This is a genomic window from Streptomyces aurantiacus (genome assembly GCF_027107535.1).
In the GTDB taxonomy this organism is placed as follows: Bacteria; Actinomycetota; Actinomycetes; order Streptomycetales; family Streptomycetaceae; genus Streptomyces.
In genome coordinates, this window is the sequence record NZ_CP114283.1 from 4,966,221 (window position 1) to 4,980,238 (window position 14,018).

A 14,018-nucleotide genomic window follows, 5' to 3' on the forward strand; every position below is an offset into this window, starting at 1 on the left:
GCAACCCGCCTGAACCCACTCGACGAGACCAGGAATCGGACATGACCCAGGCGAGTGAGACCACCGACGGCCCCGCCGTAGTCGACAACGAGCGGCTGGTCTTCTTCAGTGACGCGGTCGTCGCCATCGCCCTGACCCTCCTGGCGCTGGAGCTGCCCGTGCCTCGCGGGGCAAGCGATGCCGAGGTGTGGCGAGCGTTCCGGGAGCATCTCCCGGACTATGCGATGTTCCTGCTGAGCTTCGCGGTGATCGCCGCGTACTGGGTGGCGCACAAGTGGCTGTTCGGTCGCATCGGCGGGTTCAGCCCTCGGCTGTTGTGGCTGAACTTCGTGTGGCTGCTGGGGATCATCCTTGTTCCCTTCGCAACGAAGGTCCTCATCGAGGACAGCCCCTACCGACTCAGCGCCGTCCTGTACGCCGGCGTCGTCGGGGGCACCGGGCTTGCCCTGATCAACTCGCTCCGCCACTGTCGGGCCCGCAGCCTGCTGCGGCCGCATGCCGTGCCCGAAACCATGCGGCGTTTCCAGCTGTTCCTGACGTTCCCGACAGTCGCCTTTCTGCTGTCGATCCCGCTCGCCTTCGTCAGTCTGAGCGGCGCCAAGTACAGCTGGGCCGCGGTCTTCGCGCTCTCCGCGCTGGCCACCCGGTGGGCCACCCACCCAGGGGCACATCCGGACCGCGATCAGCCATCAAGCAGTGCGCGTCCCTGAACAACGGCATCGGCACCGGGCGCCGTTGTCGAGAAGCAGTCCCTTCCTCGGTAAACCGAGGCTCTGACTACTGGAGATTGTTGTCGTGCACGCAGCGGTCGTTACTTCGTTCGATGCTCCCCCGCAGTACTGCGATTACCCCGAGCCGGTCGCCCGTGGTGGCGACGAGGTCGTCGCGGCCGGCCTCCACCCGCGTGTTCGCTCCCAGGCATCCGGCTCGCCCGACACCAGCACCGACGAACTCCCGCTCGTCCCCGGCATCGACGGCGTCGTACGCGACCCGAAGGGCCGTATCCGATACACCGTCCTGGACGACACCGTCCTCGGCACCATGGCCGAGCGCACCGTGATCGACCTCCAGCGCAGCGTCGTCCTCCCGGACGGAATCGATCCGGTCCAGATCGCGGCGGCGATGAACCCCGTGATGTCCTCGTGGGTCGCGCTGCGCCGGCGCATCGACTTCGGGCGTCGGCAACGCGTCCTCATTCTGGGTGCGACCGGAAACGCCGGCCGGATGGCCATCCAGGTCGCGAAACGGTTCTGCACCACTGACCTGGCTCGAGATCGGCTCGGTCGCCGGCCCAACGGCACCGATCCCCTCCGCGGCGCTGCGCTGCGCTCAACACGACTGCAGATCGTCGGCTCCGGCATCGGATCAGTCCCCGGCCGCGACTTCGTCAAGGAGCTCCCCAAGCTCGTATCCGCCGTCACGCATGGCGATTTCGACGTCCGAGCGCGCGCCATACCCCTTGCGGAGGTCGAGCACGTCTGGACCGCGACCGCCGGCATGTCCGACCGGATCGTCTTGGTGCCCTGACCCGCACCGGACTTTGCGTCCGGTGCCCGTTGCGTCGGCATGTCATTACGGATACGTTGTAATCGAAATTGCGGTTGCCGGTAATTCTGGACCAGCCGCCTTCCAACGCTGCACCTTTCCCTGCGACGGCTGTTACAGGCGCATCCCACGCTGCTGCAGCTCGCCGGACAGCGGCTGGGCGTACCGCCATGTGTCAGACCCGAACAGGAGGAGCTTCAGGAATGTCAGCACACCAGGAGGTCGCCGAGGACCGCCCGGCACCGGTCGTGACCCTCGACTTCGTCGGCAGCCGCACGGAGACGGAGGAAGCCACATCGAAGCTCTCCGTCGAATCGCAGGCCGCGCTGCGCCAGTTCTCGCTGGAGCGCATGACCGGCTACGGCGTCGACTACGCGGACGCCGTCGAGGTGCGTGCCCGCGTGGTCGAGGGGCAGGACTGGCGCTCGGCCGCCACGGAGCTCGCGGAGGTGTGCCTGCGTCGCGTCGCGGGCGCCGAGGAGGTCGGCGGGAGGCCCACCCGGATCGGGTACCTGCGGCGGGCGTCTGCCCTGCTCCGCATGAGTCAGGTGATGATGCTGTCCGACACCGCGGAGCGCCGGCAGATCTTCGCGCAGGCCGCGGAGGTCTACGCGCAGGCCGCTGCACTGAGCGCCGACCGCGAGCGCGTCACAGTCAAAACCGACCGCGGTCCCTTGACGGGGTGGCTGATCCCCGCGTGCGACACCGCGGTCGCCTCGGCCGTCGTCATCGGGGGCGTCGAGGGCTGGGCCATGGATTTCGACAGCCTCGGCGAGGCGCTCGCGGCGCGCGGCATCGACGCACTGATGCTCGACGGGCCGGGGCAGGGCGAAACGCGGCTCACCCACGATCACTACCTCACGGCGCACTGGCGTGACGCCTACCGGCGAGCCGTCGACTTCCTCGCCGAGCGCTCGCCGGGCCGCCCGGTCGGCTTCATCGGCAACAGCATGGGCGGCAGCGTCGCCATGGCTGTCGCGGCACAGGACACCCGGATCCGGGCGTGCGTCGACAACGGCGGCATCCACGCCCCGTGGCTCGTGCCGCCGACCATGGGGACCTTCTTCTCGAAGATGGTGGCCGCCTGCGGAACGGAGGACACGGACCGGGCGATGGAGGTGTGGAGGACCGTCACCCCGCTCGCCGACGGGCCCAACGCCGGCTATCCGCTACTGGTCGTGCAGGGCGGCAAGGACCCTATGGTCTCGAACGACCTCGCGGACATCCTCCTGAAGGGTGCCCCCACGGACGACACGCAAATGGTGGTCTTCTCCGACGGCAACCACTGCGTCTACAACCACAAGCACGACCGCGACGCCCTCGTCGCCGACTGGACGAGGGCGCGCCTGTGCGGCCGGCCGAGCCCCGCGATCGCGAACTGAGAGGAAGCCCCGTGCAGATCATCGACGCACAGATCCACCTCTGGGCCGGCGAGAGCGCGCCGCCGCACCACTGGCGCGCGCCGTACACCGTCGACACCGCCCTGCGTGACATGGACGAGGCAGGCGTGAACCGCGCCGTCAACTGTCCGGCGATCTGGGACGCCGACGCGAACGACTACGCGGTCGAGGCGGCGAAGCGCCATCCTGAGCGGTTCGCGACCCTCGGCTGGTTCCCTCTCGACGAGACTGCGGACGAGTCCCTCGTCGATGCCTGGCTCGATAAACCCGGCATGCTGGGCCTGCGCTTCATGCTGGCGGCGCCCGAGATGGGAGAAAAGCTCGCGTCGGGCGGGCTCGACTGGCTGTGGGCGGCCGCCGACCGGCGCGGCATCGCCATGGGGCTCATGGTGATGCCCCCGTACCTGCCCGCCATCGGCGACATCGCCGCACGGTACCCGCAGATGCGCCTCATGATCGACCACCTCGCGATCAACCCCTTCGAAAAGCTGCCCGACGCGGCCGCACACCTCGGCGCCCTGCTCGCCCTCGCACGCCACCCCAATGTCGCGGTCAAGGCGACGGGCGTACCGAGCATGGCGACGGACCCGTACCCGTTCGCCAGCACCCACGGCGTACTGCGGCAGGTCTTCGACGCATACGGCGCCGAGCGGATGTTCTGGGGCACGGACATCACGCGTCTCCCTTGCTCATGGCGCGAGGCGGTGACGATGTTCACCGAGGAGCTGCCCTGGCTGAAGGGCCGCGACCTGGAGCTGGTCATGGGCCGCGCCGTGGCCGACTGGATCGGCTGGCGCTGCGGACCCGCGCGCCGGCAGGGCTCGGAGGAGTGCATCTGAAACTCGCCCGAGCAGAAGCCGCTCAGGACCGTCCATGGAGACCGGATCCATGCGTCCCGGGCTCGTGGCGCGGCTTCGCAGTCGCGTCATGGGTGCGGCGGCGGTTCACGGCTCGACGCCCCGATCGCCGGCGCGAAGGGTTCCCACAGCAATCGCATCGCTGAAGAGCTCGATGCACTCGTAGTCAACGTCGAATACCGTCTCGCACCCGCAACCCCTGCCCCGCGGCCCCCGATGACTGCTACCGCGCGCTGCGCCAGGCGTACGACAACGCCTCCCGCCTCGGAGTTGATCCCGCCCACACCGCCGACGGCTGTCAAAGCGGCGGCGGAGGGTCGGCCGCCACGGTGGCCCGACGCGCGTACGACACGACTGTCCCGGTCGGCTTCCGAACGCTGCTCCATCCGATGCTCGACTGCCACCCGTGCTGTGCGCCGAGGCGCGCGGCCGAAGGGTCTATACCCGGACTTTGCCTGCCTGGATCATTGTGGGCGACATCGACCCCTGCCATGCCTCAGCCGTCACATATGCCCGCCATCTGCGCGACGCGGGCGTCGCGTGCGAGCTACACATCGAACCGGGCATGTACCCCGCCGTCGACGAACCGCTCGACGGCAAAGCCCCGCCGATGACGGTTTGCGCAACACCGAGTTCGGCGCCCGAGAGCGGCTATCCGGCTGCCCTTGTGCCTTCTTCAGGATCCTGCGACGAGTTGAGCCTGGCCTTCTCCAGCCCGTCGAGGAGCAGGTCCAGGCCGAACCGGAACTCCTCGTGCAGCGGTACGGAGGTCAACTCGTCGGCCGCCGCCATCGTGGCCGGATAGTCGGTCGGGTCAAGCGAGTTGTAGTAGTCCCGCAGCTGCAGCTGGTCCTCGAGGTGTGGCGTCCCGGGGCCGTGCTGCTGGATGGCGAAGCCGATCACGTAGTGTCCGATGGCCGTGAAGGCCCGCGCGGCCAAACCGACTGGGAACCCATGGCTAAGGAACAGGGTGATGAGCCGTTCCCTGCCTCGGAGACCGTTGGGACCGACGGGAACCTGGGCCGCCAGCAAAGACAGCGCGTGGGGATGCCGGCACAGGGTGCCGTAGAAGGCCTCCGCCGCGACGGTCACGGCTTCCCGCCAGGACAGGTCGTCCAACTCCTCGGACGGCACGTGGACTTCGCCCAGGATTCTGTCGGCGACGAGAGCGAGAAGTTCGTCCTTGCCGTTGAAGTGCCGGTAGAGCGTCGCCGTGCCCGAGTCCAAGGCGTCGGCGAGCATCCGTAGGGTCAGCGCCTGGATCCCGACTTCATCGATGAGCTTCAGGGCCGTGTCGACGATCCGGCCGACGTCCATCGGGGGGCGCCCACGGCGGTACGCAGGGGCGGGTGTCCGGCTCGCCCACCAAGCGGGACTTCCCGGAACCGGCTGGGCCTCCGAAGCCATGACGCGGTCACCCTCTCAGCCAGTTCCACTGTCGGCACGTATCCAGGACAGGATTTTCGGCCTTATCGTATCCGTTTTCGACAGCTGCACGACGGATGCCTTCTCGCAGGGGCATCAGGCACCGACACCGCACGTCCTCGCCCCTCGCGCAACTGCCCTCACGTTTGACGCCATGAGACCAAGACTTCATTATGGCTACCACGTAACCATAATATTCACTGGAGAGGCAAGAGGCGATGACGCAGGACACGGACTCCGCAAGAAGCAGGCTGGGCTCCCGCATGTGGCTCACCCCCTCGATAGTCGTCACCATCGTCATGGGGGTGCTGGCCGCGATGTACCTGGGAGGGATGGTCAGCTCATCCGACGACATCGACGACTTCCCGATCGCGATCGTCAACGCCGATACCGGGGCCACCGCCTCATCGGGTCAGCACATCGACGTCGGCGGACAGATAGTCGAGAATCTGCGCAAGAACACCGACGGCGACAAGTTCGACCTGCGCATGCTCAGCCTCGCCGAGGCGAAGGGGGAAATGCGTGAGGCAAAGATCTACGGCGCCATCGTCCTGCCCGGCGACCTCAGCAAGAAGCTGACGACGCTCACCGCGGACGCGACGTCCGTCGGCGCCATCGAACGGCCCCAGATCACCGTCTACACCAACCAGCTCGCGAACGCTTCCAGCGCGCCCATCGTCACCTCGTTCGCCGACCGGGCACTGACACAGGCCAACCAGACGGTGGGCGAGCAGCTCATCACGTCCGTGACTTCGTCCAAGGCCACCGGCGCGTCTCCCGATCGAAGCCTGCCGGGGACCGCGCGCCTCGTCCTCTCCGCGCCCATCGACGTCCAGGTCGCGCCCTTCCAGAGCGTTCCGGACGGCACGGGCAACGGTATGTCGGCGATGTACTACGCCCTCCTCCTCGTACTGGCCGGCTTCACCGGTTCGCTGATCGCCAGCAACTTCGTCGACGCTCACCTCGGCTTCATCCCGACGGAGAGGGGGCCGGTCTACCTGCAGGAGGCCGGCTCGGGATACAGCCGCGTGGCCACCCTCGCGATGAAGTGGGCCCTCATGGCCGGCCTCGCGGTGGTCGTCAGCACGGTCTATCTGGGGGTGGCCTCGTGGGCCGGGATGCCCCTGGAGCACCCATGGACGCTGTGGATGCTCAGTGTGCTGGCGATCACCGCCGTCGCAGTGGTCGTGCAGTCGATCCTCGCGCTGCTGGGCAGCCTGGGCATGGTGGTCAACCTCTTCTTGTTCATCGTGCTGTCGATTCCCAGTTCGGGAGGCACGATGCCGCTCGAGGCCAGCCCCTCCTTCCTCCGATTCCTCGCCTCATTCGAACCAATGCACCAGATCTACCTCGGCACCCGCTCGGTTCTGTACTTCGGAGCCACGTGGGACGCGGGCCTGGGCCACGCCGTGATCGCCTCAGTCGCCGCCCTCGTTCTCGGCCTCCTCGTCGGCTTCCTCGGCACCCGCTCCTACGACCGCAAGGGCCTGGTCAGGCGCCACACGCAGGCATGACCGCCAACCTCGCTGACGCGGACTCCGTCACATGCTTCCGCTTGAGACGGCCCGACCGACCGGTCCTACAGCGGGCCGCACGTGCTCGGTGTTCCGCAAGGCCGCCAGGCCGAAGCCGCAAGACCGGCCCACGCAACCGGATGGGCGAGCGGCGGGTCAACATCGTGATGAGGCAGGAGCAACTCGATCGCATGCAGCTGCGTCAGCTGGAGTACTTCATTGCCATCTGCGAGGCCGGCTCCTTCAGTGGAGCCGCTGTGCGGCTGTATGTCGCGCAGCCCTCGCTGTCCCAGCAGATCCGCGCACTTGAGAAGGAACTCGGGGCGAATCTGCTGGAACGCGGTCGTCATGGCATCACGCTGACCCCCGCCCGCCGAATCTTTCTGCTTCAGGCCCCAATGCGCCGTCCAGGACGCTCAGGACTCGGTTCGCCATGTGGTCGAGGGCCGAAAGGGCGACGTCCACGTGCTGACTGTGAGATCCGTGGCATCGGGCATCCTGCCGTCGTCCGCGGCACGCTGGCACTCCTTGTTCCCTTCAACAGTCCTGCGTCTGCACGACTTTTCGCACCGCCGTGACTTGGAAGACGCCGTACGGAGCGGGCAGGGTGACATCGCTGTAGGGCCATGGCCGTCCTCATGGGAGGGACCTGTTGTGTCACTCGGCTATGAGGAGATGGTGGTGATCGGTCCAGTCGGGCACGGAGCGGGGGAGGTTGCCGAGCTGGCCGGTGCCGACTGGGTGCTCTACGAGCCGGAACAGGGCATGAGTGAGGTGGTGGACCGGGTGGCAGCACATCTCGGGTTCACGCCGCGTGCCGTTGCGCGTAACAGGACAGGTGTCGGCGGCTCTCCTGTTCGCGGTCGAGGGCCTCGGAATGACGATGGCACCGGACAACGCGGTACCCCTGGGGTGGGCCAGGCACGCACGGAGAATCGGCCCCGGGTTCTACCGGGAGCTCGTGGCGTACAGCAGAAAGCAGCCCTCGCAGCTCGCGGAACGCTATCGGGACATGATCAGCTCTCTTGAGCTGCCGCTGATCGCCGAGGGAGACCTGCCTGAGGATGCCGTCCGCCGCTGATGCCCCGGGCAGGGCGGCGATCAGGTGCTCGGTGAGCACTGCGGCGACGATCTCCTCGTGGAAGACACCAGTGATGGCGCCATTGACAGGACATCCAAGACGGCCCTCGCCCGGCTCGGTGCTCGCGTGGCCACGGTATTCGGCGTCCGCGTCGCGCCGAGGGTGGCGACCATGCGCCACTTCCTGAACGTGGTCTGCCCGGGCGGGCTCGCCGACCTGATCGGGGGAAGCTCTCAGTCATGCACTCCGCTACGCCCGGGCACCGGACTGGCCTGCCCACAAGCCGCTTCAGCGCCGCCAAGTCACCTCAGCCGCAACGGCGAGGCTAATTGACCGCCTTCACACGCAGTACGGTGAGACCGCCGATAGCCGCCAGCCCTGCTCCCACGGGGAAGATCGGCGCGTAGGAGCCCGTCACGGTGACGATGATCCCGGCGATTGCCGGTGCGAGCATCTGGGGCAGGACGGATGCGATGTTCACGATGCCGAGGTCCTTGGCGTAGGACATGGAACGTGGCAGGACCTGCGTCATCAGCGCCGCGTCGACGGCCTCGTAGCAACCGAAGGCGAGGCCGGCGATGAAGGTCATCGCAAGGTATCCCCGCAGGCCGGATTCCAGGAGGGGAATCAAGTAGGCGACTCCCATGACGATCGAGGACCCCACCACGAAGATCTTGCGTCGGCCGATCCGGTCGGACAGGAGTCCTGCGGGCAGGGTCGAGACGCAGATGGCCACTACGGCAATGACGGCGGCGAGCGGGACCATGTCGACTGCGTCGTCCCCCAGTCCGACGTAGTCACTGAGGAGGTAGAGCGAGTAGCCCTCAACGACGAAGAAGCCGGTGTAGGTGAGGAGGCGGCTGGAGAATGCCCACCAGAAGTCCGGATGTTCCCTGGGGCTGATCCAGTACGACGACAGCGAGACTCTCGCGGTCGACCGAGCTGGTCGTGGCTGGTTTCGGTTGTCCGGATCGGGTGAGACGAGGACGCGGAGGGTGGCCAGCGCCACCGGAACGCATCCGACGACCGCGTACGCGAGGAACATGTGGTCCGAAAGGACGGAGCCGAGTACTCGTCCCAGCACAGCGCCGAGCATGATCCCGAGCCCGAGGGCGGCGCTGAACCGGCCTCGCAGCTGCGTGGAGACCCGGTCGGGCAAGGTCGCACCGAGGGGTCCCTGTGCCGTACTGAGCACGATCTCGGAGAGAACGTAGAGAATGCCGAGTGCCGGCAGTGACTCGACCAGCCCCATGCTCCAGAGGATCGGAGCGGCAATCGCGGTGGCGCCCAGCACCCAGGGGGTACGACTGCCGACGCGGGTGCGGGTCCGGTCGGACAGCGAGCCGGCCAGTGGTTGGGCGACGAGCGCGCCGATTGCCCCCAGCAAGGTGAGCACGCTCAGCACGCCGGCTTTGTCGTCGTCGCCCGCCAGGGACTCGACCTGCAGGGCGAGCAGGACCGAGGGCACCGCGCCGAAGATGGTGGTGATACCGAGCTGGGTCAGCCCGATCGACAGCATCAGGTTCTGCGGAGAGGAACTCTCGGGGCTCGGGGCCTGGTCGTCGCATGGCTGTACTGTTCCGGGCTGCTGGGCGCGGCCGGGGCTCGCACCTGACGATCCTCTGACGTGGTCTTCCATCTGCGGCTCCCTGCATATGGATACCTTGTAGCCGTAATATTGGATGCAGCGTATCCGTATGCATCTCGGCCGGGTGATGAGGGTGCGGCTCGACAAGGGGAACGTGCGAGCCGGAAACGGTTCTCTCGCGTGCTGAGGGTGGGCTTACGCGTCGGCTGTCGTTCCCGCCTTCCATCCGGCGCGGCGCAGGCCGCGCCGGATGGGGATCGTCCGGTTGGTCGCCGGCGGGTCAGTGGGCGGTGGCTGCTCGGTGTTCGGCCAGGACGTCCAGCCCGAAGTCGGACGTCAGGTCGCGCCATACCGAATGTGCGTGGTTGGCATGCCGTTGGGTGTTGTCGTACTCGATCAGGACACTGGGACCCTGCACCCGGTAGTAGTGCGGCTCACCGGCGGTCAAGCTGCCCGCCCAGCTGAAGTGGACTTCGTCGAGGACGCCGTCGGCGGCGAAGCGGGCGTCATAAGCCCCGGCAAGGGCCTCCGGGGTTCGGCCCGTGTACATGGCGAGCAGTTGACGCAGTCCGTCGCGCTGCCCTTCGTCCAGATCGCGTGCGCTGACGCCCTGGGGTGGGACGGTGATCGCCAGGCGCGCATGGTCGTCCTCGGTGTACCCGCTGCCTTCCTCCGCCCGGCGGTCGATGTCGTCGACAAGCCGTGCCAGAGCAGGATCCGCGAACCGGTCCCGCCACAGGTCCTGCATGTGCATCATGGTGTCGTCGGCACGGACCCGCGGCCTGTTGCCGGAAACGATGTCGGACACCGCTGACGGGTGCAGCAGAGCCTGCCGGAACTGTCGTGAGTTCAGCGTCCTTGCCAGTAGCCGCGCCTGGTCCTCGGCCCCGCCCAAGGGGCTCAGAGTGCCTCCCAGCAACGCGGTCTTCGCCGGGTCCGCGCCGATGAAGCAGGGCGTCGTCGAGATGAGCCTGTTCGCGACGATCAGGTTGTTCAAGGAGATGTGGTGGCCCCCGAACCGCCAGGCCCAGACCGGGTCACCGGGTCGGCCGAAAACCCTCAGCCAGTACAGGCCCGGATCGCGCCCGCGCTCCCGGCCCCAGTCGACCCGCCATCCTTCCACCTGGTCCAGGATGTTCTCCAGACCCATCACCGTGGCGACCGTGGCGTATCCGGCCTCGGACAACCCGGTCGCCACCAACTGCATGGCCAGGCTCTGCTGGTAGGCGCTCTGCTCCCGGATGGCCAGTCCGCCGTGATTGGTCGGCGTGTAGAACCACCGCAGCCTCTCCGCCTCCGCTTCGGGGTCGAGCGGCGAGTCGAACAGGGCGAAGCGCAGTTGTTCCCGGCTCAACGTGCCGAGCCAGGTGGCGGCGGCTGTCGCCATGGCCGCTGCCGCCCCCTCGCGTCCAGGTGCGGAGGCGGTCGGCGTCCGGGCGTTGCGGCCGTCGTTCGTCACTGGCGCGCTCCCCCGTCCTCGGACACGTCCAGCATGACTTTGATGGCGTTGCCCCGACGTTCGGCATATGTGTCGAAGGCTTCGCCGACACCCTGCAGAGGGAAGTGGTGCGTGATCAGTTCAGCGGTACGCAGACGTCCGCGGGCCGCGAGGGAGACCGCGCGGGCCAGCGAGCCGGTGCCCTCACCGCGGACCGTCTCGATCGAGATGCCGTTCATCACGGCGTGGTTGAGATCGGCGCGCACCGGCTCCTCGAAGAAGCCCACGAGCACGACCTTGCCCGCTCGCTTGCTCATGCGGAGGGCGTCGTCCACCGCGCTGGGAGCGCCCGAGCATTCCAGGACGATGTCGGCGCCCGTGCCCTGCGTCGCTTCGCGGACCGCGGCGACGGCGTCTTCGTTCCGGGAATTGAGCACGAGGTCCGCGCCGAATGACTTGCCGATCTCCAGGCGGGCGTCGCGTGTACCGATCAGCGCGACCGTCCGAGCGCCGAGCTCGCGGGCGACCTGGGTGGCGAGCAGTCCTATCGGGCCCGGCCCGATCACGGCGACGCTCGCGCCGACCAGCAGGGAGTCGAGTGTGTCGAAGGCGTGCATGACCGTGCCCACCGTCGTGAGGACAACAGCGGCGTCGAAGTCGACCGAGTCCGGAAGCCTGTGAAGGGTGGAGACATGGTTGACCGCGTACTCGGCGAATCCCCCGTTCACGGTCATCCCCTGCACACGGTGCCCCTTGTCCCGGTGACCGTAGTTGAGGCAGTCGGTGTAGCCCCCGGCCAGGCAGTTGGCACAGCGCATGCAGCCGCGGTGCGCTTCGGTGACGACTCGGTCGCCGACGCGGAACTCGTCGACGGTGTCCCCGACAGCCGCGACGACACCCGCGTACTCGTGACCCGGGACGAACACATCGGGGGCCGGTCCGCCGTCCGGGAAGAAGTGGCGACTGCGGACCTTGAGGTCCGTGCCGCACAAGGACGCTCTACGGACGTGCACCAGGACGTCTTCCGGACCCACTGGGGGCAGGGGCAGCGTGGTCGTTCTGATGACGCCGGGCTCGCCCAGCACTGCCGCCTGCATGGTTTCCGGCAAGGACATATCGAGTCTCCAACTGCGGGCCATGACGCCACGCATCACCTGGGGGAACGGGACGTTCGCGCCCCGGAACCATCTTTGCCACACTCATGGCGCCTGTCCTACGGGTGTCGCATAGGGGTTGCCTATAGGGCGCGGGGTGGATCCCTATTGGTAACGGTTTACATGGTGTGTCAGAGTCGTCGGGATATTGTGACTCGCCGTATTGCCGGTGGTCTGGGCGCCTTGAGGGAGTAAAACCGTGGATCTGGGAATTTCCGGAAAAACCGCGCTGGTATTGGGCGGAGGTGGGGGTATCGGCGGCGCTGTCGCGCAGGTCCTCGCGGAAGAGGGTGCCGACATCGCCATTGCCGATATCGATCTACAGGCCGCACAGAGGCGCGCAGAGGCAGTGAAGAGTGCTGGCGGTAAGGCGTTGGCTTTGGAATGGGATCTCAGCGATCTGAGCGAGATCGACACGAATGTCGCGCTCGTTGAGGATTCCCTGGGCCCGGTCGACATTCTCGTCAACAACACCGGCGGGCCTCCGCCCTCATCCGTGCTGGGTCAGGGCCACGAGGTCTGGTTGAGCCACTTCCAGTCCATGGTGCTGTCGGTGATGGCGATCACCGACAGGGTGGCACCGTCGATGAGGAGCCGCGGCTGGGGCCGGATCATCACCAGTACCAGCTCCGGCGTGATTGCCCCCATTCCCAACCTGGGGCTCTCGAATACGCTTCGGGCCGCGCTCCTCGGCTGGTCTAAGACATTGGCACGGGAGATCGCGGCCGACGGAGTTACCTGCAACGTGACAGTGCCCGGCCGGATCCGCACGGAGCGGGTGCAGTTTCTGGACCGGTCGAAAGCCGAGCGGGAAGGAAAGACTGCGGAGCAGGCATCCGCAGAAAGCATCGCGTCGATTCCCATGGGGCGTTACGGCGAGCCGCGTGAGTACGCGTCCACGGTGGCCTTCTTGGCGAGCGTTCAGGCCGCCTATATCACCGGCTCTGTCGTCCGGGCCGACGGCGGCCTCATTTCCAGCATCTGAACCTGAACAGCTGACCAAAGAAAGTTGCGGCATGGCACTGCTGACTCGTACGACCGAGGGTGTTTTCGCTATCGCGCCGACTCCGTTCGACGATGAGGGGGCCATTGATTTCGACTCGCTCAGCCGGCTCACGGAGTTCTACGCATCTGTTGGCGTCACCGGCCTGACCCTGCTCGGTCAGATGGGCGAGGCCCCCAAGCTGTCCCACGACGAGAGCGTGCGCATCGTCAGGCACGTACTCAAGCGAACCGACCTGTCGATCGTCGTGGGAGTGTCGGCGCCCGGCTATGCCGCCATGCGTGCGCTGTCCACGGAGGTCATGTCCGCCGGCGCGTCCGGTGTCATGATCGCACCGTCCAACACGCTGCGGACCGATGACCGGATCGTGGCGTACTACGAGGGAGCTTCCGCAGCCATCGGCGAGGAAGTGCCTTTCGTGATCCAGGACTATCCACTGTCGTTCTCCGTGGAGATGTCCCCGTCCGTCATCGCCCGGATCGCGAACGCCCTCCCCGGGTGCGTCATGCTCAAGCACGAGGACTGGCCGGGCCTGGAGAAGATCAGCAGCCTGCGGCAGATGGCGGCCGCCGGTGAGATGCCGCGTCTGTCGGTGCTGTGCGGAAACGGCGGCCTCTTCCTCGACTTCGAGACGGAGCGTGGAGCGGACGGCGCCATGACGGGATACTGCGTACCGGAACTGCTCGTGGACGTGGTCCGTCACACGGCAGCCGGCGACCGTGACACCGCCCATGATGTCTTCGACGCCCACCTGCCTCTGCTGCGATATGAGCAGCAGCCGGGCATCGGTCTGGCCGTGCGCAAATACGTGATGAAGCAGCGGGGTCTGCTGACGTCCGATGCACAGCGCAGGCCCGGGGCCGGTCTGTCCGCCACGGCCCGCGCCGAGGTCGACTACCTGCTGACACGGCTGGCGCGCAAGGACAGCAGGGTCACTCTCGCGTCCTGACGAGTCCGGACCAGTCACCTCAGCCGGAAGGGCTGAGCGGCAGGCCAAAGCCCTGATGAGCAAG

The 14,018-nt window shown here is 67.2% G+C and carries 11 protein-coding genes and 4 pseudogenes; 11 read left to right on the forward strand and 4 right to left on the reverse strand.

The features are described from left to right. Positions 1-41: 41 nt before the first annotated feature. The 6 genes and pseudogenes from O1Q96_RS23980 to O1Q96_RS44575 all read left to right on the forward strand — a co-directional run. On the forward strand, positions 42-710 hold the full coding sequence (locus tag O1Q96_RS23980; RefSeq protein WP_269250154.1) for a TMEM175 family protein: 669 nt from the start codon (positions 42-44) through the stop codon (positions 708-710). Positions 711-795: 85 nt separating this feature from the next. Then, entirely contained in the window at positions 796-1,527 is a 732-nt protein-coding gene (locus O1Q96_RS23985; RefSeq protein WP_269250155.1) for a zinc-binding alcohol dehydrogenase family protein, read from the forward strand. A gap of 221 nt (positions 1,528-1,748) precedes the next feature. Further along, positions 1,749-2,927, forward strand: a complete 1,179-nt coding sequence (locus O1Q96_RS23990; RefSeq protein WP_269250156.1) for an alpha/beta hydrolase — start codon at positions 1,749-1,751, stop codon at positions 2,925-2,927. Between the two features lie 11 nt (positions 2,928-2,938). Continuing rightward, positions 2,939-3,784, forward strand: coding sequence for an amidohydrolase family protein (locus tag O1Q96_RS23995; RefSeq protein WP_269250157.1), 846 nt, complete (start codon positions 2,939-2,941; stop codon positions 3,782-3,784). 194 nt (positions 3,785-3,978) lie between these two features. Further along, positions 3,979-4,215, forward strand: a pseudogene (locus O1Q96_RS44570) (alpha/beta hydrolase fold domain-containing protein); the annotation flags it as partial. Beyond that, positions 4,209-4,361, forward strand: a pseudogene (locus tag O1Q96_RS44575) (hypothetical protein); the annotation flags it as partial. The pseudogenes O1Q96_RS44570 and O1Q96_RS44575, both read left to right, overlap by 7 nt. A gap of 92 nt (positions 4,362-4,453) precedes the next feature. Here the strand turns inward: O1Q96_RS44575 and O1Q96_RS24000 are convergent. Further along, positions 4,454-5,119: a TetR/AcrR family transcriptional regulator gene (locus tag O1Q96_RS24000; protein ID WP_269250158.1), complete on the reverse strand. Its 666-nt coding sequence runs from the start codon at positions 5,117-5,119 to the stop codon at positions 4,454-4,456. Positions 5,120-5,445: 326 nt separating this feature from the next. Here O1Q96_RS24000 and O1Q96_RS24005 point away from each other — a divergent pair, with 326 nt between their 5' ends. From O1Q96_RS24005 to O1Q96_RS44585, 3 genes and pseudogenes are all read left to right on the forward strand, one after another. Beyond that, complete coding sequence (locus tag O1Q96_RS24005) at positions 5,446-6,741, forward strand: YhgE/Pip domain-containing protein (RefSeq protein ID WP_269250159.1); 1,296 nt, start codon at positions 5,446-5,448, stop codon at positions 6,739-6,741. A gap of 191 nt (positions 6,742-6,932) precedes the next feature. Next, positions 6,933-7,052 (forward strand): annotated as a pseudogene (locus tag O1Q96_RS44580) (LysR family transcriptional regulator); the annotation flags it as partial. 124 nt (positions 7,053-7,176) lie between these two features. Beyond that, positions 7,177-7,554, forward strand: a pseudogene (locus tag O1Q96_RS44585) (LysR family transcriptional regulator substrate-binding protein); the annotation flags it as partial. A 593-nt stretch (positions 7,555-8,147) separates the two neighbouring features. Here O1Q96_RS44585 and O1Q96_RS24020 read toward each other — a convergent pair. The 3 genes from O1Q96_RS24020 to O1Q96_RS24030 form a co-directional block, all read right to left on the reverse strand. Continuing rightward, positions 8,148-9,461 carry an MFS transporter gene (locus O1Q96_RS24020; protein ID WP_269250160.1) on the reverse strand — a complete coding sequence of 438 codons (1,314 nt, stop codon included), beginning with the start codon at positions 9,459-9,461 and terminating at the stop codon, positions 8,148-8,150. 229 nt (positions 9,462-9,690) lie between these two features. Then, positions 9,691-10,869, reverse strand: a complete 1,179-nt coding sequence (locus tag O1Q96_RS24025; RefSeq protein ID WP_269250161.1) for a DUF3500 domain-containing protein — start codon at positions 10,867-10,869, stop codon at positions 9,691-9,693. Then, entirely contained in the window at positions 10,866-11,963 is a 1,098-nt protein-coding gene (locus O1Q96_RS24030; protein ID WP_269250162.1) for a zinc-dependent alcohol dehydrogenase, read from the reverse strand. The genes O1Q96_RS24025 and O1Q96_RS24030 overlap by 4 nt, the downstream gene beginning before the upstream one ends. A 238-nt stretch (positions 11,964-12,201) precedes the next feature. On the opposite strand from O1Q96_RS24030, the gene O1Q96_RS24035 reads away from it, so the two are divergent. Beyond that, positions 12,202-12,987 (forward strand): SDR family oxidoreductase, encoded by a 786-nt coding sequence (locus O1Q96_RS24035; RefSeq protein WP_269250163.1) that lies wholly within the window; start codon positions 12,202-12,204, stop codon positions 12,985-12,987. A gap of 31 nt (positions 12,988-13,018) precedes the next feature. Further along, entirely contained in the window at positions 13,019-13,954 is a 936-nt protein-coding gene (locus tag O1Q96_RS24040) for a dihydrodipicolinate synthase family protein (protein WP_269250164.1), read from the forward strand. The last annotated feature ends 64 nt before the right edge of the window (positions 13,955-14,018 follow it).